The sequence below is a fragment of the Roseovarius atlanticus genome, assembly GCF_019802205.1.
Classification (GTDB): Bacteria; Pseudomonadota; Alphaproteobacteria; order Rhodobacterales; family Rhodobacteraceae; genus Roseovarius; species Roseovarius atlanticus_A.
The window spans coordinates 1,442,636-1,462,621 of record NZ_JAHVHQ010000003.1 but is presented as its reverse complement, the minus strand read 5'-3'; the positions used below and the strand labels follow the sequence as shown (position 1 = coordinate 1,462,621).

The following is a 19,986-nucleotide window of genomic DNA, read 5'->3' as shown; positions in this document are numbered from 1 at the left end:
ACGCAAAGCGCGGAAAAAGGACCAGTGGTGCGCGAAGAATTGGTCGGGCTAGCAGGACTCGAACCTGCGACCTTCCGTCCCCCAGACGGACGCGCTACCAGGCTGCGCCATAGCCCGACGTTTGGCCGTTCATACTGGTTTTGGCGACAAGGACAAGGGGGAAATTCCAGATTCACGCGCTACTCTCTGGCAGCGGTGCCCGTCGTGGCCCGCAGTCGCGGAATCAGGCCTTCAAGCCCGGCAATCGTGTCGGGTGAAAGAGGGCGCTCGATCCGCGAAAGCAAGGTCAGAACGCCCGCGTCTGCGGCAACGTCGTCTTCCGGATCGTCGGGCACATCCACGGCAAGCGAAGGCTTCGGCGCCTCAGGCGTATCGTCCGCCACTTGCGGATCCTGCGCTTGATCTTCGCTGTTCTGTGACGCCCCAATAGGTGCCTCATCGCGTTGCAGAAAACTCGGCAATTGGGCGCCACCATCCGACACATCTTGCGTCTCTGCGGTCGGATCGGCCTCGACTTCGGGCAATGGCGCGGGCTCCGGCTTGTGCCGGCTGAACGTCAAAGCTGCGCTCTCGGTTTCTTCTTCTTCCCCCTTCGGAGTGGGCGGGGTGGCACGATCACTCGTCAATTCCGGACGGGGCGGCAAATCGGATGCGACCGGAGGCGGCTCGGGAGCCGCACTCGGCGTTCGGGGTTCGGGATCCGGCGTTGCCCCGGATGATGGCGGCTCCGGCGTCGTTCCGGTGTCCTCCGGTCCCATTTCCGCCGCAGAAGACACGTCAGAAGGCGCCGGAGTTTCGGCCTGGGGTGTTTGCGGGGGAATGGGCGTGCTCAACCCGCTATCCGATGGCTGCGGTTCGGATGCGGCAACGGCGTCACCGGCACCGGGAAGCTGCGCCTCTGTCGCTGCGGCAGGGGCCTCCTCGACGTGATCGATGATCACGTCATCCGCGGCGTCGCCCAGGGGCTGAGAAAAATCCGATACGTGCCCGACACCCTGTTCGCGCAGCATCTTCTGCACGCCCTTGATCGTCATTCCGTCATCGTGGAGCAGTTTCTTGATACCGCCCAGCAGTTTCATGTCGGCGGGGCGATAGTACCGCCGTCCACCGGCGCGCTTCACCGGCTTTACCTGACTGAACTTGCTTTCCCAGAAACGCAGCACATGCGCCGGAGTCTCCAGCCAGTCGGCAACTTCGCTGATTGTCCGAAAGGCGTCGGCGGATTTGGCCATGGCGTCTACCTCAGCCTTTGTTGCCCGCCGCGACCCGGTCCTTCATGAGGTGCGATGGGCGAAAGGTCAGAACCCGCCTGGGATTGATGGGAACCTCTTCGCCGGTTTTCGGATTCCGCCCGACGCGGGCCGACTTGTCGCGCACCGAAAACGTGCCGAAAGAAGAGATCTTGACCTGTTCACCGCGCACCAGCGCGTCCGACATATGCTCCAGAACACTTTCGACCAACTGGGCAGAGTCGTTGCGCGACAAGCCCACTTCGCGGAACACCGCCTCGCTCAGGTCCATCCTTGTCAGCGTGTTGTTAGTCATCACATCCCCTCTACCTTTTGCAAAGGACTTTAGGGGCGAAGAATTTTCCGAGTCAATGTCAATGACTTGGCAGGCAGAGTTTAAGCGGAAAAATCGCGCTTTGTTCCGGCACTTACCAGCGCAGAACCACGGCGCCCCAGGCCAGGCCACCGCCGATCGCTTCGGAAACAATCAGATCTCCACGCTTGATCTTGCCTTCCGACACGCCGACCGACAAGGCCAGCGGAATGGACGCGGCCGAGGTGTTTCCGTGGTCCTGAACGGTGACAACGACCCGATCCATGGGAATGGCAAGTTTCTTGGCGGTGCCTTGAATGATGCGGATATTGGCCTGATGCGGCACGATCCAGTCAACGTCGTCATCCGTCAGTTGGGCCTTGCCCAAGGCCGCCTCGGCGGTCGTGGTCAGTTTTTCCACCGCCTGCCGGAACAGCAGGTTGCCCTGCATCTTCAGCTTGCCCGACGTGCCGGTCGAGGACACTCCGCCATCGACATAGAGCATATCCAGGTAGCGGCCATCCGAATTGAGGTCGGTAGACAGAATTCCGCGATCGGACGGTGCGCCCTCGGCCTCGGACGCGCTCAGAACCACGGCACCGGCACCATCGCCGAACAGAACGCAGGTCGACCGATCGGTCCAGTCCATGATCCTGCTGAAGGTCTCGGCCCCGATCACCAGCAGGCGCTTGGCCTGGCCCGACACGATCAACGCATTGGCGTTGGCAAGCGCATAGACGAAACCCGCGCAGACGGCCTGCACATCAAAGCCAAAGCCGCGCGTCATCCCCAGTTCTTTCTGGATCATCGTGGCGACGGACGGAAAGGTAAGGTCCGGAGTCGATGTGGCGACAAGGATGCCGTCGATATCCTCGGGGCCTACGCCCGCGTTTTTCATTGCCGCGACAGCGGCGCGCGTGCCCAAGTCAGAGGTCGTCTGATCCTCGGCGGCGAAATGGCGCCGCTCGATTCCCGAGCGGGTTCTGATCCATTCGTCCGTTGTATCGAGAAAGGTCTCAAAATGTGAATTCGGCACCACTCGTTCAGGAAGGTAGTGACCGACACCGTCTACAACGGCGCGAATCGTCATGCCTGTTCACCGCTACTGTCGGGTTCGTTTTCGCCATCCTGTTCAAGCATGCTCGCAGATGCAACCCGTGCGGCCAGTTTTTCGGTAAAGCCGGTATCGGCCAGCTCGAAGGCCAGTTTGACAGCAGCGGAAATGCCCGTCGCGTCTGCCGAGCCGTGTGATTTCACCACCGTACCGTTGAGGCCCAGGAAGACACCGCCGTTGGCGCGGCTGGGATCGATCCGCTTGCCCATCCGGCGCAGCGATGTCAGCGCCAGGATCGATGCAAGACGCGACAGCGGCGTGTGCGCAAAGGCCTCCTTGAGCAACTCTCGAATAAGCTTCGCCGTGCCTTCCCCGGTCTTGAGCGCCACGTTGCCGGTAAATCCGTCCGTCACGATCACGTCGCACACCGTGCCGGGCAGGTCGCGCCCCTCGACAAACCCCACGAACTCGAAATCGCCGTTTCGTGCGTTGCCCTCGATCAGGTCATAGGCCTCGCGCAGCTCGGAGCGCCCCTTGTGCTCTTCCGTGCCGACATTCAGCAGGCCCACACGGGGGCGGTCCAGCCCGAAACCGTTGCGCGCATAGGACGTTCCCATGAGCGCGTATTGCATGAGGTCCTTGGCGTCGGCGCGAATATCGGCGCCACCGTCCAGCATGATGTTGTGCCGCTGCGGGTTCTGTGAAGGCCACAACACAGCAATTGCAGGGCGGTAGATGCCGGGCAACTTGCGCAGCCGTATGACCGACATCAGCATCAGCGCGCCGGTGTTGCCGCAAGAGACGCAGACATTCGCCTCGCCGTTGCGCACGGATTCCAGCGCCGACCACATCGAGGTGCCCTTGCCTTGGCGCAACGCCTGGCTCGGCTTGTCCTCCATCTCCACCACGTCGCCGGCGTTCCGGATCTCGCATCGACCGGCCAGGTGCTTGCGCTTGGCAACGAGCGGCTTCAACACGTCTTCGGGGCCGTGAAGGATGAATCCGATCCGGTTGTTCTTCTTCGCAGACGTGGAAATCCCGGCAACGACGGTTGCCGGGCCCAAATCGCCCCCCATGGCGTCTACAGAGATGAGGATGCGCCCGTCGGTCTTGCCGGTCTTGTCGGCCGATGCCGTCATTGGACGCGTCCCTTTGCTGCCGCTTAGGCTGCGTCTTCGTCCAGATCGACCTCGTCATCCAGCGCGATGACTTCGCGGTCCGCATAGTGACCGCAGGCGACACACACGTGATGCGGGCGCTTCAGTTCACCGCAGTTGGGGCACTCGTTCGGGTTGGCACCCTCGAGCGAGTCATGCGCCCGGCGATTGTTCCGGCGCGATTTCGATACTTTGTTCTGTTGGACAGCCATGTCACAACCTCAAATCTTGTGGGCCTCACGGCCCGGTTTCATACGCTGCCGCGGCTCCTATTCCTCGAGAGCCTGCCGTGCAACCCTAAATCCGGTGAGAGCGCGAAAATACAAGGAAATCGCTTGCTGTCCAGCGATTCTTTCGTGCCCTCAATCGCCGTCTTTCAACTGGCCTTTCAGTTTCGCGAGGGCGGCAAAAGGCTTGGCATCCGCGTCCGTCATCGGCGTGACGCCCGGGGGCGCATACTGGGCAGTTTCACTGGGTGTTCCCGTGCTGCGCGGGTAGGGCGGCAGCGCCAGCGCAATCGCCTCCTGCAGCACAGCCCGAAGGTCGATCTGGTCGCTCAGCGGGTCGATCGTCTCGTCCTCGGGCATCTCGATCTCTTCCATGTCGGTGTCGACGCCCGGCCAATCCTTGCGAAACTTGCGGACGATCTCTTCGTCGATGCGCGTCGTGACAGGGTCCAGCGTCACCACGCAGGACTGTACCACGGTCGCCCCGAGCCGTGCTTCGAGTTTCCAGTTTTCGCCGTCGTCAGGATGCATCGCGCCCTCGAGTCGCACTTTTTTCAGCGCGAGAATCCCGAGGTCTTCCGCCATGCGCGCCATGTCCGGGGCATCCGGCTCGATCCGAAACGGATGCGATCGGTTCATCGACATCTGTGCCAGATGCAGCACGGTCGGATTTTCTGTCTTTTCGCTCATAGACGTATGACCTATCCTTTCTTGAACCTGACCGCTACCTTGTTGTATCGGGTACTTGGGTGTTTGGGACCCGTTCAAGAGGCGAAGAGGGGTGGCATGAAAAAACGGTTTGCCAGGATTGGTGCCATTGTGTGCCTTGTGGGGGCGCTTGCCGCCTGTACCCCGACCTATCGCAATCACGGATACATGCCGCTGCAGGAGGATCTTCAGAACCTTGTCGTGGGTGTGGACACGCGCGACACGGTCAACGACGTGATAGGACCGCCGTCTTCGGCCGGGATGTTGGACCGCGGCGACTATTACTACGTGCGCAGCCGCGTCAAGGAAGTGGGCATGTACCGTCCCGAGGTGATCGAGCGGCAGGTGCTGGCCATCAGTTTCGCGCCCAACGACACCATCGCCAATATAGAGACCTTCTCCCTGGCCGATGGCAACATCGTCCCGCTGACACGCCGCGTGACCGACTCTTCGGTGGTGGGCAACGGTTTCCTGCGTCAGATCTTGGGCAACTTCGGCAACATCGATCCCGGCACTTTCTTCTAGCCGCGGGCGTCATTCGCCTGTCACATGCTTCATGTTAAGCGGTTCGCACATATATAAAGCGTAAGCGACCGCCATGGATGAGGCCGAGATGTTGAGCAAGGGACGCTACCGCACGCGCATTGCCGATGGCGAAGCCGACATTGAGGCGGCGCAGCGCCTTCGGCAGCTGGCCTTCAAGGGGGGCGATTCCCAAGATGACCTCGACCGGGATCAGTTCGACGGTATCTGTACGCATATCCTTGTCGAGGACGCCCAGGACAAGCGCCTGATCTGCTGCTTCAGAATGCTGCCACTTGATGGCGGCGACGAGATCGAGCGCAGCTATTCCGCGCAGTTCTACGAATTGTCCGCGCTGCGGGCATTTTCCGGCCGGATGGTCGAGATGGGCCGCTTCTGCATCCATCCCGAGGCGCGTGACCCCGACATCTTGCGCGTGGCCTGGGCAGAGATGACGCGCTACGTCGATGACAACGACGTGGAACTGCTGTTCGGATGCTCGTCTTTCAAGGGAACCGACGCCGACGACTACCTCGACGCCTTCGCAATGTTGAAAGAGCGCCACCTTGCGCCGCGCCGATGGTTGCCGCGCGTCAAGGCGCCTTCGGTGTTTCGCTTCGCGCAAAAACTGCGCCTGCGCCAGCCCGACGCCAAGTTGGCCATGCTGCGAATGCCGCCACTGCTGCGCACATACCTGGTGATGGGCGGCTGGGTCAGCGATCACGCGGTAGTGGACCTGCAGATGAACACGCTTCACGTTTTCACCGGGCTCGAGATCAACGCGATTCCGCCGGCCCGAAAGCGCCTGCTTCGCGCCGTTGTGCAATAGCGCGACCGCTTGACGCTTCCCCCGGCGCGGGATAGCGCTGCGCCATGGCGCGTGCACCTCTCATCCAGCTGTCGGACATCTCCCTTACCTTTGGCGGCGAACCTGTCTTCGACGATCTGTCCCTGGTGGTTCAGACAAGCGACCGGGTCGCGCTGGTCGGGCGCAACGGCTCTGGCAAATCCACTCTCATGAAGGTCATCGCCGGTCTGGTGGAACCCGATCGCGGCACCCGCGCCCTGCAGCCCGACGTTTCGGTCGGATACATGGAACAGGAGCCTGACATGACCGGCTTCGACACGCTGGGTGCGTTCGCGGCCGACGGTCTGGACGAGGCAGAGCATTACCGTGTGGAAATGGCCGCCGAAGGGTTGAAGTTCGAGCCTGGCCGGCCCGTCGCCACCGCGTCGGGCGGAGAGCGCCGCAGGGCCGCGTTGGCGAAACTGATGGCGCAGGCGCCGGACCTGATGCTGCTGGACGAGCCCACGAACCACCTTGATATCGAGGCGATCGGCTGGTTGGAACAACAGCTCAAGGAGACGCGGGCGGGCTACATCATCATATCGCACGACCGAGCCTTTCTGCGCGCGTTGACCCGTGCCACGCTCTGGATCGACCGCGGCATGACCAGGCGGCAGGAAAAAGGCTTCGAGCACTTCGAGGCATGGCGCGACAAGGTCTGGGAAGAAGAGGACCAGGCGCGTCACAAGCTCAACCGCAAGATCGCCGAAGAGGCCCGGTGGGCCGTCGAGGGCATCAGCGCCCGGCGCAAGCGCAACCAGGGCCGGGTTCGTGCGCTTCAGGATCTTCGTGCCGAACGGGCGTCCCAGATCAAACGGCAGGGCACCGCAGCCATGGCGCTGGCCAGCGGGCCGCAATCCGGCCGCAAGGTGATCGAGGCGTCACACATCTCCAAGAGTTTCGGGGACGCCCCCGTTGTGCGCGACCTCTCCCTGACGATCCAGCGCAAGGACCGGGTCGCCTTCATCGGCCCGAACGGGGTGGGCAAGACAACGCTTCTGAATCTGCTGATGAAATCGCTCGAACCCGACGAGGGCGAGGTCCGGCACGGTACGAATCTTGTACCGGCCGTGTTCGATCAGGCGCGGGCAAAGCTCGCCCCCGACATGACGCTCTGGGAAAGTCTGACCGGCGATCCGGACATGCGTGTCTCGGGGCAGGCCGATCAGGTCATGGTGCGCGGCGTGCCGCGTCACGTTGTCGGGTATCTCAAGGATTTTCTATTCGACGAGCGGCAGGTGCGCGCCCCCGTCCGGTCGCTCTCGGGTGGGGAAAAGGCGCGCCTGTTGCTGGCCAGGCTGATGGCGCGGGAAAGCAACCTGCTGGTGCTCGACGAACCGACCAACGATCTGGATATCGAAACGCTGGATCTGCTGCAGGAACTGCTGGACGACTATGACGGCACGGTTCTGCTGGTCAGCCACGACCGGGATTTCCTGGACCGGGTGGCGACCACCACTGTCGCAATGGAGGGGCGCGGCAGGCATACCGTCTATGCGGGGGGCTGGACGGATTACCAGGCGCAGCGTGTCGCGCCCGAGGCCACGCCTGAAAAAAAGCCGCAAAAGCCGACGCCGGCCGCGGGACAGCAGCGGCCATCGGGCAACGCGAGCAAACAGAAGCTCAGTTTCAAGGACAAGCACCGGCTTGATACTCTGCCCGATCATATCGCCCGGCTGGAAGCCGAGATCGCGAAGCTGGAGGAATTGCTTGCCGATCCAGGGCTCTATACCCGGGACCCTTCGAAGTTCGCCAAGGCGACCGAAGGTCTGAGTCAACGGCAGGCGGCACTGGGCGAGGCCGAAGAGGAATGGCTTCTTCTGGCGGAGAAGGCCGAGAACACCGGCTAGCCTTGGCCGGCGCTACTCGTTCACCGATTTGCCGCCTTTCGCCATTTCGCTCTTCTCGATCCACTGATGCAGGGTCGCTTCCATCTGTTCCGCATTCCGCGTATCGATCGCTTGCCGCAAGGATTGCAGGGCGTTGGCTATTTCGATTTCTGACAGGTGCTTTTCCTGTGCCCGCAGGATTTTCGGATGCGGCGTCGTCAGCATGTCCGAGCCGATCAGCAGTTCCTCGTGCAGTTTCTCGCCGGGGCGCAGGCCGGTGATTTTGATCTCGACGTCGCCCCCCGGGTTTTCTGCGTCGCGCACGGTGTGCCCGGCATTCTCGATCATTCTGCGTGCCAGCTCGTAGATCGGTACGGGTTTGCCCATGTCGAGCACGAACACGTCTCCGCCGCGGGCGAAGGAGCCGGTCAGCAGGACCAGCCGCACTGCTTCCGGGATGGTCATGAAGTATCGGGTGACATCGGTATGAGTCAGCGTCACCGGACCGCCCCGCGAAATCTGTTCCTGGAACAGCGGGATGACCGACCCCGACGAGCCAAGAACGTTGCCGAACCGCACCATCGAAAACCGCGTGCCCTTCGACCGCGTCGCCAGATCCTGGACGGTCAGTTCGGCAAACCGTTTCGAAGCGCCCATGATCGAGGACGGGCGCACCGCCTTGTCGGTGGAAATCAGGATGAAGCGTTCCACGCCCGTAAGCATGGCCGCGCTGGCGACGGTCCTTGTTCCGAACACGTTGTTTCGGATTCCCTCCAGCGCATTCTGCTCGACCATGGGCACGTGCTTGTAGGCCGCGGCGTGCAGGACGATCTCGATCTCGTGTGTGCGCATGACGTCGGCAACGAGCGGTTCTTCGGTGACACTGCCCAGGACGGGAATGACGGTCGCCTCGGGCAGGATCGCACTCAATTCGCGGTGGATCTCGAACAACGCCAGTTCGCTGTGGTCCAGCAAGACGAGTTTGCCCGGTTCGCAGGACAGAATCTGGCGAGACAGTTCCGCGCCTATCGACCCGCCGGCGCCGGTCACCAGGATCTTGCGGTTCCGGTACGTGTCGAAGACACCGGGCAGATCGTCGTCAAAGCCGGCACGGCCGAGCAATGTATTGACGTCGACAGGCTTGGTTTCGGACAGGCTCGTGGATGATGTTGCAACCAGGTCCGCGAAGGACGGCATGGAATGGACTTCGCAGGATGTGCTGGCCAGGCGTTTGATGATACTGGACTGCACGGCCCGATTGGCGCTTGGCATCGCCAGGACGACGCGCTTGACCTGGTACCTCTGGATCAGGTCTTCAAGGTCGCCGGGCGAATAGGTGCGCAGCCCTGCAATGGTGATGCCCTGCAACCGCAAGTCATCATCCACGAAAGCAACGGGCTCTACCGCGTCGTCGACAGACAGCGCTGTCGCCAGTTGCTGCCCGGTCTGTCCTGCGCCGTAGATGATGATCGGCAATCTTGCACTGCCGCGCCGGTAGACGGACAGGAGTATCTGCCGCATCAGCAGCCGTGACGACACGGAGAGGATGAGAAAAAGCATTCCCATGACCACGAAAAGCGGTGCCGGAAAGGTCATCCCTAGAAAAGCCGCCGAGATCAGCACGCCGGTACCGATCAACACGGCCGCGACAAAGGCGGATTCGACCACGCCTTGCATCTGATAGGCGTTTAACTTGATCCGGTGCAGTCCCAGCACGAAGATCAGGGCCAAGCCGACCCCTGTCACGCAGGTCACGCTCAGCAGGAAGGCATCGGCATGCGCCATGACACTGTCCATGCCCAGCAACAGGAAACCCGCCACGACATGAGATACCGCGATCAGGACACCGTCGACTGCAAGCAGGATTTTCCGCTTTTGATGACGCGAAAGGGAAACCGCCAACTTGTAAAGCATCAAGCCCCGCATCGTACCACCATGAATTGAACCCTTATAGGTAAATACAATTTAAACAAATCACATCATCCCAACGAAACGCAACACGGTACATAGAATGGAAAATTTCCGCGTCACAAATAAATTCTGCTGCGTATGCAATGCATGCGCGGATTCTAGTCTTAGCATGTATTCGTTAAAGCTTCGTATAGGTTAGTCGCCTGAGGCGAAAACCCGCCTAACCGTCCTGACGATCAGTGCGGCGTCGAAACAGAGCGTCCTGTTTCTGGCCCAGATCAGGTCGATTTTCGCCTTGGCCGGCACACAACGGCGCAGATAGACTTCATCGGTTTCGGCCTGTGAATGGCATCTCGACAAGAGCTGTTCCTCCCGACGATGAAACACCAGCGTCGCCAGCCCCGTGACACCGGGGCGGTTTTTCAGAACCTCGGCATATACCAGAGGGCACAGACGGACGAATCGGGGCAGGGGCGGCCGCGGGCCGACAAAGCTCATGTCGCCTTTCAGGATATTCCACAGCTGCGGCAGCTCATCCAGACGTTTGCGGCGCAGGAATCTTCCGGTCTTGGTGATGCGGCTCTGCTTGTACGCCCCGGACACGGACGCATCCCGGCCCGTATTCGTCATCGTCCGGAACTTCCACAGGATAAAGCTCTGTCCCGGCGCCTTCATGCGTTTCGACGGATAAAGGATCGGCCGGCCGTCGAGGATAAGTACGGCCGCCGCCACCAGCAACGTCGGGATCAACAACACCACGACCAGCACCAGGGCCAAGGCGATGTCCATCGCCCGCTTGCCGGGACTCATCGGCGTATCTCCAGTCGGTCCAGATCTGCGATCATCTCGCCTGCGTCGGAGGTGAACCGATGGTCGGGCAGCAGGGCCTGCAGACGTCCCACGTCCAGCGACACTTCCTTTATTGCGCTGTCGGGGGCAGGGCGCCACAGAACTTGTCGGCCCGCAGCCAACACCAGGTCTTCCATCGCCACCGGCCCGGGAGCGGCGATATTGAGCACGCGTGGCATCGGTTTCGTCTCCGTGTCGGAAAGGCGTTTCAGCACCGCAAGCAAGTCGGTCGCCCCGATATAGCTGCGAATGGGGCCGCGTTCATCCGCAAACTGGTCCAGCGTGACCTCGCCACCCTTTGCCAGCGCTGGTGCCAGGCTGTCAGCGCCGACCACGTTGGCCAGGCGCAACACATGCTCTGACACCGCGCTGTCGCCTGAGGTCACCGCGCGCTCCATGTCCAGTTTCGCCTCGCCGTATGGTCCGATCGGGCGCAATGGCGCGTCCTCGGTCAGTTTTGCGCCGGGGCCGTAAACGGCGGCCGTGGAGATATGGAACAACCGACGCGCACCGCAATGCCGTGCCACCCGGCGCGACAGGCCCACAAGCGCGGTATTCATCGCAAGGTCATCGCTCGTGCCGGCGGTCTTGCCCCACAGCGCAATCATCATGTCGCAGGCCGGCAGCCGGTCCAACGAGTCATCGGGTGTCCAACGCACGTCCCGGTCCGGCCCGCTGGACTGAAATATGAACTCGGCGTCGAGACAGGCGCCCGTCGTCCTTGAGGCATGCAGCAATCGACCAAGCCGTCCACCAGAGCCCGCAACAAGTATCCGCATTCCGACGTCCAGCCCGGGCAATCTCGCCCGATTGCCCTCTTTTTCCATTACCCCATTGTCTATCATCACGTGCATGGGATAGGAAACCAAAGCATGCCCGCGGGGGGACACGACATTGTTGAAGACGATCCGGTTTCTTTTATTGGCCGTAAGCGTTGTTGCGCTTACGGGATGCGCGTTGCCGCGTGGCGCTGCCGTGCAATCCGAAATATTGAAGGAACAACGCTCTGAGAACCCGTCGTTTCAGTTGGTCGAGGTGACGCGCGAGCTCACGCCGCTGATCGCGAAATGGCCGCACCGCGGTGCGAGCGGCAAATTCCACTGGTTCGGCGCCGATCAAGGGCCTGATTCCTCGGCCATCCAGACCGGCGATACGGTCAAGATCGTGGTCTGGGACAGCGAAGACAACTCTCTTCTGACCGGACTGGACGGGAACGCAGCCGAAATCCCGCCACAGGAGGTTTCCGCGACAGGCCGCATCTTCCTGCCCTATGTCGGCGAAGTGTCGGTGCGAGGCCTGACCCCGTCCTCGGCTAGAGCCCGGTTGCAAGCGCAATTCGAACAGATCCAGCCGTCGGCGCAGGTGCAGCTGGCCGTGACGCCCGGACGCAACAATTCTGTCGACGTCGTCGGCGGGGTCGCGGCGCCGGGCCGCTATCCGCTCGACAGCCGGAACACCAAGATACTGGGCGTGGTGGCCCAGAGCGGCGGAGTGAATCCCGCCCTGCGTAACCCGATGATTCGTCTCCAACGCGGGGGCCGAACCTACGAGACCCGCGTCTCGTCGCTGCTGGAAAACGCCAATCGCAACGTGCGTGTCGTCGGCGGTGACCAGATCGTCGTGGTCGAGGACGAACGCAGTTTCACGTCTCTCGGCGCGACCGGCGCACAGAAGGTGATCTATTTCGAGAAGGAGCGCATGACGGTGGTGGAAGCGCTCTCGTCCACAAGCGGTCTGAATGCGGGGACAGCCAACCCCAAGGGCGTGCTCGTCCTGCGTGATTACCAGCCCAGGGACCTGAAGCCGGGCTTGGCGGGTCCGAATAAACAGCAGGTCGTGTTCAGCTTCGATCTGACCTCGGCCGACGGCCTGTTCGCGGCGCGACAGTTCTTCATCCAGCCCGACGATACACTTTATGCCACCGAATCCCCCATCAACTCGGCGCGCACGGTTATCGGTCTGTTCGGAACGATCATCGGTGTGACCAGCTCGGTGAACAACGTCAGCAACTGATCAAATTATGGCCAGCCGCTCTGCGCGCTCGGGGTCGGGAAAGGGGCGGTACAGCGCATAGTCGGCGGTGTCGATCATGTCGTGCATCCGCGCGTAAAGCGTCTCCGCCTCGTCACCCTGTTGTCCGACCCATCGGAAAGCCTGATCAAGCTGCGCGAGGTCGGCCACCTCGATCCTCAGGAGGAAATCGCGAAAGCTGTCGGATGCCAGGTTGAGCTTTCGCCGGACGAGCGACCATTGGCCGACAACACCGGCCTCCTGCAGATGGGACATCCAGTTGTCGAGAGCGGCTGCGAACAACATCGCTTGTGCGTCTTTTTTCAGGTCAATCTGGCAGGTGTAGATGTTCATGTCGCGCAACGCCCCTGGTCAAACGCAGACAGACTGACAGCAAACCGTTGCGAAATCGTTGCCGGGTGCGAGCGTCGCGATCGTCACAGGGCGGCGAAGATGTTCTCGACCTCGCCAATGTCGCCATGCGTCGCCGAGACCAGCCTGGGTTTCGGGCGTTCCATTGCAGGCTGGGTCGGTGCAGGTCGTGTGCTGGTCAATGGCTGCATCGCGGGTGTCGTCCGCGCCCGCTCTTGAGCCCGGTCCGCGGCGGTTGTCCCCGATGTCACGCGGCGCGGCACCACGACCTGATCGTTGCGCAGCCGCGGCGTGCTGCGGCGCCAAACAAGCGCGGCCGGGCGGGATTCGGATTGTTTCAGGCCGGTGTAGTTCAGCAGGACGGCACCAACGAGCGCCAGATCGCGCCAGAACGGCTCGACCAGCGGCGTATCGGCCAGCACCAGGTTCTGCACCACGCTGGTGGCAAACACGAAGATCGCCAGCATCAAAGATGTCAGTCGCAACCACAGCCCAAGCATGAACGCGGCGGTGATGGAAAACAGCAGAACAGTGCCAATCAGGTCAGCCGTCTGCGGGTCGGTAAACGACAGGAACAACGCGGGCGGCGCCACACCGGAGATCAGGCCAAGCGCGGTTGCCATGAAATACGATCCGATGACGATTCGGATCAAATTCAGACCCGTGTAATCGACCCAGCGTTGCCGTCTTTGCACCAAGGCGAAACCCTACCCCGGGGGCAGCAAAAGTCCGGAGTTTCCTTGACCTTTTCTTGCCGAAAAATTGGGGCAGAATTCGTTCGAAACCACGCGAATTGCACGGCAGGTCATCGGCTCAGGTGGTTTCCTGGCTTTCCGCGGGGGCGCCTTCATCGAGGTCGTCTTCGCCGGTCTCGGCAATCCAGGCAACGCTGACGACCTTCTCTCCCTTTCCGGTGTTGAAGACCTTCACGCCGCCCGCGCTGCGGGACCGGAACGAGATCCCGTCAACCGGAACGCGGATCGACTGGCCTCGTGATGTTGCCAGCATGATCTGGTCCTCGATCTGAACCGGGAAGGAGGCCACCAAAGCCCCGCCGCGCATGGCCTTGTCCATGGCCTGGACGCCCATGCCGCCGCGTCCGCGGACCGGGTAATCATGGCTGGAACTCAATTTGCCGGCACCCTGTTCAGTGATGGTGAGAATCAGGTTCTCGGCCGCCTTCATCTCTTCAAAGCGCTCGCTCTGCAGCGGCGTTTCCGCGTTGCCCTCTTCTTCGCCGGTCTCGTCGTCATCGGCCCCGGCCATCTGTCTGCGCATCTTCAGGTACGCGGCGCGTTCGTCCGGCGTGGCCTCGAAATGGCTGATGATCGACATCGACACCACCCGGTCGCCATTGCTCAGGCGGATGCCGCGTACGCCCGTCGAGGCGCGCGAGTTGAAGACCCGCACATCGGTCGCCGGGAAACGGATGGCCCGGCCGGAATTCGTGACCAGCATCACGTCATCGTCGTTCGAGGCGATGCGTGCATTGATCAAGGACCACCCTTCGCTTTCGCCTTCGAACTTCATCGCGATCTTGCCGTTGCGCATGACGTTGGTGAAATCGCTCAGTTTGTTGCGGCGGACGGTTCCGTGGTCGGTGGCAAAGACCACTTGCAGGTCGTCCCATTCGCTCTCGTCACGGTCCACCGGCATGATCGCCGCGATGCTGACCCCGGTGGGGATTGGCAGGATGTTCACGATCGCCTTTCCCTTCGACGTCCGCCCACCCAGCGGCAGCCGCCAGGTCTTCAGCTTGTAGACCATGCCATCGGTGGTGAAGAACAAAAGCTGGGTATGCGTGTTGGCCACGAACAGCGTGGTCACCACGTCCTCTTCCTTGGTCTGCATGCCCGACAGCCCCTTGCCGCCACGTTTCTGCGCGCGGAAATCGGCCAGTGCGGTGCGCTTGATATAGCCGCCCGAGGTCACGGTCACGACCATGTCCTCGCGTTCGATCAGGTCCTCGTCCTCCATGTCGCCGGACCAGTCGACGATTTCCGTCCGGCGGGGGACGGCGAATTGCTCTTTCACCTCGGTCAGTTCGTCCGAGATGATCTGCATGATTCGTTCGCGGCTGGCGAGGATCGCGAGGTATTCCTTGATCTTGCCCGCCAGTTCCTGCAGCTCGTCGGTCACTTCCTTGACGCCAAGCTGAGTCAGGCGTTGCAGACGCAGTTCCAGGATGGCGCGGGCCTGCGTTTCGCTGAGGTTGTAGGTGCCGTCGTCGTTCGCCTTGTGCGTCGGGTCGTCGATCAGCGCGATGTATTCGAGGATATCGCCCGCAGGCCAGCGGCGGGTCATCAGCTTTTCACGGGCCTCGGCGGCGTCGGCGGAGGCGCGGATCGTGGCCACGACCTCGTCGACGTTGCTGACCGCCACGGCCAGGCCGCAGAGAACGTGGCTGCGTTCGCGGGCCTTGCGCAGGTCGTAGGCGGTGCGCCGCGCCACCACGTCCTCGCGGAACGAGATGAAGGCGCTGAGGAACCCGTAAAGCGTCAGCTGCTCGGGGCGGCCGCCGTTGAGTGCCAGCATGTTGCAGCCGAAATGCGTCTGCATCGGGGTAAAGCGGAAGAGCTGGTTCAGCACCACCTCGGCGGTGGCGTCGCGCTTCAGCTCGACCACCACGCGCACGCCGTGACGGTCGGATTCGTCCTGCACATGGGTGATGCCCTCGATGCGTTTCTCGCGCACGGTCTCGGCGATCTTCTCGATCATCGCCGACTTGTTCACCTGATAGGGAATCTCTTCGATAACAATCGCGTAGCGGTCTTTCCTGATCTCCTCGATCCGGGTCTTGGCGCGCACGATGACGCTGCCGCGCCCTTCGATATAGGCCTTGCGCGCACCGGAGCGGCCCAGCATGATGCCGCCGGTGGGAAAGTCCGGGCCGGGGATGTATTCGATCAGCTGTTCGGAACTCAGATCGGGGTTCTCGATCAGGGCCAGGGTGGCGTCGATGACCTCGCCAAGGTTGTGCGGCGGGATGTTGGTGGCCATACCGACGGCGATGCCGCCGGCGCCGTTGACCAGCATGTTCGGAAACCGCGCGGGCAGGACCGTGGGCTCGCGGTCCTTGCCGTCGTAGTTGTCCTGGAAATCGACGGTTTCCTTCTCGATATCCGCCAGCAGGGCACCGGCGGGCTTGTCCATGCGGACCTCGGTGTAACGCATGGCGGCGGGGTTGTCGCCGTCCATGGAGCCGAAGTTGCCTTGACCGTCAAGTAGCGGCAACGACATGGAAAAATCCTGCGCCATGCGCACCAGCGCGTCGTAGATCGCAGAGTCGCCGTGGGGGTGGTATTTACCCATGACGTCGCCCACGGGGCGGGCGGATTTGCGGTAGGCCTTGTCGTGGGTGTTGCCGGTTTCGTGCATGGCGTAAAGGATGCGCCGGTGCACGGGTTTCAGCCCGTCGCGCAGGTCGGGAATGGCCCGGCTGACGATCACCGACATGGCGTAGTCCAGGTAGGACGTCTTCATCTCTTCGATGATCGACACCGACGGCCCGTCATGGACGGGGCGTTCGGGCGGCATTTCGTCTTCGTTTTCAGGGGTTTCCGGCGTGTCGTTCACGTGCTGTCCCGTCCTGTCGCATTTGTCTATATCTTGTTAACGAAACTATATCAGAGGCAGGATATGGGGTGCAATGGCCCGTGTCCCCGACCTTTGGCAGCCAGCCGGGCAGGGTGATAACATACTGTTTTTATTGAAAACTAATTATTTCGTGCCACACTCTGATTCATAACAATAAGAGTGGTGCCAACATGGAAAACACGACGGAGCTTTCGGAAACCGAACTGATGCTGAAAGGCTATGGCCTGACGACGGCGGAATTCTATTACCACATGCCGGATTATGCGCATGTTATCAATACCTTCGTCTGGCAGGACTATGATCTTGCCCCGGACCATCCCAAGCTGTTCAAGTTCATCGAGTTCTGGCAGGACGAGATCGACGGACCGCTGCATTCGGTGCAGTTCATCCACCGCAAGATGATCAGCCCCGGCGAATGGCGGCAGGTTACGGGCGAGTTTTACATGAACTGAGCACGGTCGGTTAACCGATCGGCGCAACAGGGCAAATCCGGCGGGGTGACATGCGTGCACCCCGCGTACACCCCCCGTGCACCGGGCGGTGCCGCCAAACGGCGTTAACTTCTCGGCGGCAGGATGCCGGGCATTCACCCCCCGTGTCCTCCCGCTGAAAGGAGCCCATGATGCGCCGCACGCCGCCGCCGCAGAACAACCGCGCCGCGTTGATGGATGAACTGCGGGAACTTCAGGAATCGCTGACCGAGCACTGGCTGGACCGATCCCTGCCCGAGGAGTGGCAGGGGCTGGAAAGCCGCGAACCGATCGCGCGCCCGAAGACGCGGGTCACCATCCGGCTGGACAGCGACATGGTGAAATGGTTCCGCCGCCTTGGCCCCGGCTATGGCGCGCGCATCAACCGGGTGCTGCGGCTCTATTGGCTGGCCCTGATCGAGGGACGGGTCTATGCGCATTGGGACGAGAACGGCGCGGGGCCGCAATTTGCCGAATACCTGAACCGGCAGATGGAGATGCTGAAAGAGCAGCGCGCCCGGCGGCGGAGCGGGGACCAGGCGGATGAGGGTGCGACGGACGAGGGCAACGACGCCCCGCTGTCAGGGATCAGGTTCGATTTCGGCGACGGCGCGGAGTGAGGCGCGCCGCCCGTGCCCCGGTCAGTAGGTCGGACAGTTCGCGGGCGGCGGGGGAAGGTCGGGCAGGGTGCAGCCGCAATGGGATTTCAGAAGGGTGAAGCGTTTGCTGCGCAGGCCCATCCGCTGAAGCTGGCGATGCACCTGGCCCAGCCGGGGGCGCGCGCCGGCCGAGACTTCGCGATCCATCACCATCCGGCCTTCGAAATGGGTCTCGCTTGCCGCGTCATCGGCCCCTTCCGGCAGGTGCCCCAGGGCCACGGCCTGCCGCTTGGAGCAATCGACCAGAACATAGGTGGGCCGGTATCCCGTGGCGTCGGGATCAAGCTGCGAGAAGAGAACGGTGCTGCCGCTGGCGTGTTCGAGCGTGGCACGCTGCCCGTTCGCAACCTCGCAGACCGGCGGCGGCAGGGCGCAGGCGGCGGCATGGGCCGCGGTGCAGAGGGTGACAAGGGCGGCAAGTGCTGCGGTACGGGACATGGGGCAACCTCTTTCGTGACAAAGGGCGCGCGAGGTGTTCACGCGCCCTTCATGGGTCGGTCGCCGTCCCGGGGCGGTTCAATCCCCGCGCGGTCGTCAGGGAATGATCCGGGTGTACTTGATGCCTTCCAGCGAGGCGCCGATCAGCGCACCGGCCTGGCCGAAGATCACCGCAAGCACCGGCGAGCTGGCGGTGGTGGTGTCGGCGCGCAGGTTCTCGCCCTGGTCCGAGAAGACGTATTCGATATCGGCGCCCGCGACCCAGCCGGAGGCGCGGCGGAAGTTGGCCAGTGAATCCTCGGTCATGAAGAACAGGACATGGGCGAATTGCTGTGCCCCGATCTGCAGACCGACACTGCCCTTGGTGGCGGAATAGTAATCGACGCTGACGCCGCCGACGCGCAGGGCGCCCCGGCCATAGCCGCCGCCGACGATGAAGCCGCCCTCGGTGATCAGCGGCATGACCAGCTGGCCCACCGACTTGTTCGAGATGTCGCGGGTCTGGGGATAGCGTTGGTAAAGGTAATTGAGCGTCGAGTTGACGCGGGCGTCGATCTTTTGCGAGCCGACGCTGCCGACCCCGTTGCCGCAAGCGGCCAGAAGGGGGGACGCGGCCAATGCGCCGAGCGTGAAGCTTCGCCGGGAAAGGTTTTTCATGATACTGCCTGTTCGTTGCCTGATCGTTGGCCGGTCTTTTGAAAATTGCCGGTCTGGGGCTGAGTATAGGGGCTATCGCCGGCGGTGTCACCACAGATTGTGGTGCACATGGGCATAAGCGAGAACCCGCGCTTGTGTCAGCCGTTCAGCATCCGTGCCACGGCGGGGGCGAAATAGGTGAGAATCCCGTCGCAGCCGGCGCGCTTGAAGGCCATCAGGCTTTCGACCATGGCGCGGTCGTGGTCGATCCAGCCGTTCTGCGCGGCGGCCTGGATCATCGCGTATTCGCCCGACACCTGGTAGGCGTAGGTGGGCGCGCCGAAGGTGTCCTTCACCCGGCGGCAGATATCGAGATAGGGCAGGCCGGGCTTGACCATGACCATGTCGGCGCCCTCGGAAAGGTCGCGGGCGACGCAACGCAGCGCCTCGTCGGAATTGGCCGGGTCCATCTGGTAGGTCTTCTTGTCGCCCTTGAGCGCGCCCGAGGCGCCCACCGCGTCGCGGAAGGGGCCGTAGAACGCGCTGGCGTATTTGGCGGCATAGCTGAGCAGGAGCGTGTTCTTGTGGCCTTCGGATTCCAGTGCCGCGCGCAGGGCGCCGATGCGGCCGTCCATCATGTCCGACGGGCCGATGATGTCGACGCCCGCCGCGGCCTGGCTGAGGGCCTGTTTCACGAGCGCCTCGATGGTTTCGTCGTTGAGGATCTCGCCGTCCACGACAAAGCCGTCATGGCCGGTGTCGGAATAGGGGTCGAGCGCCACGTCGGTCATGATGGCGATGTCGGGCACCGCGTCCTTGATGGCGCGGGTGGCGCGGTTCGAAAGGTTGTCGGGGTTCCACGCCTCGGCGCAATCCGAGGTGCGGTTCTCGGCCGAGGTATAGGGAAAGAGGCAGATCGCGGGAATGCCAAGGCCGTGCGCCTCGCGGGCGGCCTCGACCACGCGGTCGACGCTGCGGCGCAGGACGCCGGGCATGGAGGGCACGGGCTCCTCGACGCCGTCGCCGTCGCGCACGAACACGGGCCAGATCAGGTCGGCCGGGGTCAGAGTGTTCTGCGCCACCAGCGCGCGGATCGCCGGGGTGGCGCGGGTGCGCCGCAGGCGCGTGACGGGAAAGGGCCCTTGGGTGGGACGCATG

Annotated in this window: 21 protein-coding genes and 1 tRNA gene; 6 read left to right on the top strand and 16 right to left on the bottom strand. The window is 62.5% G+C overall.

Annotated elements, in window-relative coordinates; all coding sequences use genetic code 11:
* Positions 1 to 40: 40 nt before the first annotated feature.
* The 7 genes from KUV49_RS13050 to KUV49_RS13020 form a co-directional block, all read right to left on the bottom strand.
* Positions 41 to 117 (bottom strand) — tRNA-Pro (locus tag KUV49_RS13050).
* Between the two features lie 62 nt (positions 118 to 179).
* Positions 180 to 1,232: a MerR family transcriptional regulator gene (locus tag KUV49_RS21525; RefSeq protein WP_261391202.1), complete on the bottom strand. Its 1,053-nt coding sequence runs from the start codon at positions 1,230 to 1,232 to the stop codon at positions 180 to 182.
* A gap of 10 nt (positions 1,233 to 1,242) precedes the next feature.
* The gene (gene ihfA / locus KUV49_RS13040; protein WP_152492535.1) at positions 1,243 to 1,545 is read right to left on the bottom strand and encodes an integration host factor subunit alpha; all 303 of its coding nucleotides are present in this window, start codon (positions 1,543 to 1,545) and stop codon (positions 1,243 to 1,245) included.
* 112 nt (positions 1,546 to 1,657) lie between these two features.
* On the bottom strand, positions 1,658 to 2,632 hold the full coding sequence (locus tag KUV49_RS13035) for a beta-ketoacyl-ACP synthase III (protein WP_222450319.1): 975 nt from the start codon (positions 2,630 to 2,632) through the stop codon (positions 1,658 to 1,660).
* The gene (gene plsX / locus KUV49_RS13030) at positions 2,629 to 3,735 is read right to left on the bottom strand and encodes a phosphate acyltransferase PlsX (protein ID WP_152492533.1); all 1,107 of its coding nucleotides are present in this window, start codon (positions 3,733 to 3,735) and stop codon (positions 2,629 to 2,631) included. The genes KUV49_RS13035 and plsX overlap by 4 nt, the downstream gene beginning before the upstream one ends.
* A 23-nt stretch (positions 3,736 to 3,758) precedes the next feature.
* On the bottom strand, positions 3,759 to 3,965 hold the full coding sequence (gene rpmF / locus KUV49_RS13025) for a 50S ribosomal protein L32 (protein ID WP_057789461.1): 207 nt from the start codon (positions 3,963 to 3,965) through the stop codon (positions 3,759 to 3,761).
* A 150-nt stretch (positions 3,966 to 4,115) separates the two neighbouring features.
* The gene (locus KUV49_RS13020) at positions 4,116 to 4,670 is read right to left on the bottom strand and encodes a YceD family protein (protein ID WP_222450318.1); all 555 of its coding nucleotides are present in this window, start codon (positions 4,668 to 4,670) and stop codon (positions 4,116 to 4,118) included.
* Positions 4,671 to 4,766: 96 nt separating this feature from the next.
* Here KUV49_RS13020 and KUV49_RS13015 point away from each other — a divergent pair, with 96 nt between their 5' ends.
* The 3 genes from KUV49_RS13015 (at position 4,767) to KUV49_RS13005 (ending at position 7,907) form a co-directional block, all read left to right on the top strand.
* Positions 4,767 to 5,213 carry an outer membrane protein assembly factor BamE gene (locus KUV49_RS13015; RefSeq protein ID WP_152492531.1) on the top strand — a complete coding sequence of 149 codons (447 nt, stop codon included), beginning with the start codon at positions 4,767 to 4,769 and terminating at the stop codon, positions 5,211 to 5,213.
* A gap of 73 nt (positions 5,214 to 5,286) precedes the next feature.
* Positions 5,287 to 6,039 (top strand): GNAT family N-acetyltransferase, encoded by a 753-nt coding sequence (locus tag KUV49_RS13010; RefSeq protein ID WP_261391200.1) that lies wholly within the window; start codon positions 5,287 to 5,289, stop codon positions 6,037 to 6,039.
* Between the two features lie 44 nt (positions 6,040 to 6,083).
* Positions 6,084 to 7,907: an ABC-F family ATP-binding cassette domain-containing protein gene (locus KUV49_RS13005; protein ID WP_222450317.1), complete on the top strand. Its 1,824-nt coding sequence runs from the start codon at positions 6,084 to 6,086 to the stop codon at positions 7,905 to 7,907.
* Positions 7,908 to 7,919: 12 nt separating this feature from the next.
* On the opposite strand, the gene KUV49_RS13000 is transcribed toward KUV49_RS13005, so the two are convergent.
* The 3 genes from KUV49_RS13000 to KUV49_RS12990 form a co-directional block, all read right to left on the bottom strand.
* The gene (locus KUV49_RS13000) at positions 7,920 to 9,800 is read right to left on the bottom strand and encodes a polysaccharide biosynthesis protein (protein ID WP_222450999.1); all 1,881 of its coding nucleotides are present in this window, start codon (positions 9,798 to 9,800) and stop codon (positions 7,920 to 7,922) included.
* 192 nt (positions 9,801 to 9,992) lie between these two features.
* The gene (locus tag KUV49_RS12995) at positions 9,993 to 10,607 is read right to left on the bottom strand and encodes a sugar transferase (protein WP_222450316.1); all 615 of its coding nucleotides are present in this window, start codon (positions 10,605 to 10,607) and stop codon (positions 9,993 to 9,995) included.
* The gene (locus KUV49_RS12990) at positions 10,604 to 11,305 is read right to left on the bottom strand and encodes an NAD-dependent epimerase/dehydratase family protein (RefSeq protein WP_222450315.1); all 702 of its coding nucleotides are present in this window, start codon (positions 11,303 to 11,305) and stop codon (positions 10,604 to 10,606) included. Before KUV49_RS12990 ends, KUV49_RS12995 begins: the two co-directional genes overlap by 4 nt.
* 235 nt (positions 11,306 to 11,540) lie before the next feature.
* Between KUV49_RS12990 and KUV49_RS12985 the strand changes: the two genes are divergently transcribed.
* Positions 11,541 to 12,659, top strand: a complete 1,119-nt coding sequence (locus KUV49_RS12985) for a polysaccharide biosynthesis/export family protein (protein WP_261391199.1) — start codon at positions 11,541 to 11,543, stop codon at positions 12,657 to 12,659.
* Here the strand turns inward: KUV49_RS12985 and KUV49_RS12980 are convergent, their stop codons facing one another.
* The 3 genes from KUV49_RS12980 to gyrA form a co-directional block, all read right to left on the bottom strand.
* Entirely contained in the window at positions 12,660 to 13,010 is a 351-nt protein-coding gene (locus KUV49_RS12980; protein ID WP_222450314.1) for a DUF6614 family protein, read from the bottom strand.
* 83 nt (positions 13,011 to 13,093) lie between these two features.
* Positions 13,094 to 13,651 (bottom strand): hypothetical protein, encoded by a 558-nt coding sequence (locus KUV49_RS12975; protein ID WP_222450313.1) that lies wholly within the window; start codon positions 13,649 to 13,651, stop codon positions 13,094 to 13,096.
* A gap of 190 nt (positions 13,652 to 13,841) precedes the next feature.
* Complete coding sequence (gyrA, locus tag KUV49_RS12970; protein WP_315899509.1) at positions 13,842 to 16,604, bottom strand: DNA gyrase subunit A; 2,763 nt, start codon at positions 16,602 to 16,604, stop codon at positions 13,842 to 13,844.
* 191 nt (positions 16,605 to 16,795) lie between these two features.
* On the opposite strand from gyrA, the gene KUV49_RS12965 reads away from it, so the two are divergent.
* Both KUV49_RS12965 and KUV49_RS12960 read left to right on the top strand, forming a co-directional pair.
* Positions 16,796 to 17,077, top strand: a complete 282-nt coding sequence (locus KUV49_RS12965; RefSeq protein ID WP_222450312.1) for an usg protein — start codon at positions 16,796 to 16,798, stop codon at positions 17,075 to 17,077.
* A 170-nt stretch (positions 17,078 to 17,247) separates the two neighbouring features.
* Entirely contained in the window at positions 17,248 to 17,715 is a 468-nt protein-coding gene (locus KUV49_RS12960) for a BrnA antitoxin family protein (RefSeq protein WP_222450311.1), read from the top strand.
* Between the two features lie 21 nt (positions 17,716 to 17,736).
* Here KUV49_RS12960 and KUV49_RS12955 read toward each other — a convergent pair whose 3' ends face one another.
* From KUV49_RS12955 to hemB, 3 genes are all read right to left on the bottom strand, one after another.
* A complete protein-coding gene (locus KUV49_RS12955) occupies positions 17,737 to 18,192 on the bottom strand; it encodes a hypothetical protein (RefSeq protein ID WP_222450310.1) in 456 nt (151 codons plus the stop codon).
* Positions 18,193 to 18,288: 96 nt separating this feature from the next.
* Positions 18,289 to 18,849: a YSC84-related protein gene (locus tag KUV49_RS12950; RefSeq protein WP_152492522.1), complete on the bottom strand. Its 561-nt coding sequence runs from the start codon at positions 18,847 to 18,849 to the stop codon at positions 18,289 to 18,291.
* 137 nt (positions 18,850 to 18,986) lie between these two features.
* A complete protein-coding gene (hemB, locus tag KUV49_RS12945) occupies positions 18,987 to 19,985 on the bottom strand; it encodes a porphobilinogen synthase (protein WP_222450309.1) in 999 nt (332 codons plus the stop codon).
* Between the last annotated feature and the right edge of the window lies 1 nt (position 19,986).

Excerpts from the sequence above, each read along its gene's own strand:
- KUV49_RS21525 (WP_261391202.1), bottom strand. The coding sequence starts at position 1,232 with ATGGCCAAATCCGCCGACGCCTTTCGGACAATCAGCGAAGTTGCCGAC.
- ihfA (WP_152492535.1), bottom strand. The coding sequence starts at position 1,545 with ATGACTAACAACACGCTGACAAGGATGGACCTGAGCGAGGCGGTGTTC.
- KUV49_RS13035 (WP_222450319.1), bottom strand. The coding sequence starts at position 2,632 with ATGACGATTCGCGCCGTTGTAGACGGTGTCGGTCACTACCTTCCTGAA.
- plsX (WP_152492533.1), bottom strand. The coding sequence starts at position 3,735 with ATGACGGCATCGGCCGACAAGACCGGCAAGACCGACGGGCGCATCCTC.
- rpmF (WP_057789461.1), bottom strand. The coding sequence starts at position 3,965 with ATGGCTGTCCAACAGAACAAAGTATCGAAATCGCGCCGGAACAATCGC.
- KUV49_RS13020 (WP_222450318.1), bottom strand. The coding sequence starts at position 4,670 with ATGAGCGAAAAGACAGAAAATCCGACCGTGCTGCATCTGGCACAGATG.
- KUV49_RS13015 (WP_152492531.1), top strand. The coding sequence starts at position 4,767 with ATGAAAAAACGGTTTGCCAGGATTGGTGCCATTGTGTGCCTTGTGGGG.
- KUV49_RS13010 (WP_261391200.1), top strand. The coding sequence starts at position 5,287 with ATGGATGAGGCCGAGATGTTGAGCAAGGGACGCTACCGCACGCGCATT.
- KUV49_RS13005 (WP_222450317.1), top strand. The coding sequence starts at position 6,084 with ATGGCGCGTGCACCTCTCATCCAGCTGTCGGACATCTCCCTTACCTTT.
- KUV49_RS13000 (WP_222450999.1), bottom strand. The coding sequence starts at position 9,800 with ATGCTTTACAAGTTGGCGGTTTCCCTTTCGCGTCATCAAAAGCGGAAA.
- KUV49_RS12995 (WP_222450316.1), bottom strand. The coding sequence starts at position 10,607 with ATGAGTCCCGGCAAGCGGGCGATGGACATCGCCTTGGCCCTGGTGCTG.
- KUV49_RS12980 (WP_222450314.1), bottom strand. The coding sequence starts at position 13,010 with ATGAACATCTACACCTGCCAGATTGACCTGAAAAAAGACGCACAAGCG.
- KUV49_RS12975 (WP_222450313.1), bottom strand. The coding sequence starts at position 13,651 with ATGGCAACCGCGCTTGGCCTGATCTCCGGTGTGGCGCCGCCCGCGTTG.
- KUV49_RS12965 (WP_222450312.1), top strand. The coding sequence starts at position 16,796 with ATGGAAAACACGACGGAGCTTTCGGAAACCGAACTGATGCTGAAAGGC.
- KUV49_RS12960 (WP_222450311.1), top strand. The coding sequence starts at position 17,248 with ATGCGCCGCACGCCGCCGCCGCAGAACAACCGCGCCGCGTTGATGGAT.
- KUV49_RS12955 (WP_222450310.1), bottom strand. The coding sequence starts at position 18,192 with ATGTCCCGTACCGCAGCACTTGCCGCCCTTGTCACCCTCTGCACCGCG.
- KUV49_RS12950 (WP_152492522.1), bottom strand. The coding sequence starts at position 18,849 with ATGAAAAACCTTTCCCGGCGAAGCTTCACGCTCGGCGCATTGGCCGCG.
- hemB (WP_222450309.1), bottom strand. The coding sequence starts at position 19,985 with ATGCGTCCCACCCAAGGGCCCTTTCCCGTCACGCGCCTGCGGCGCACC.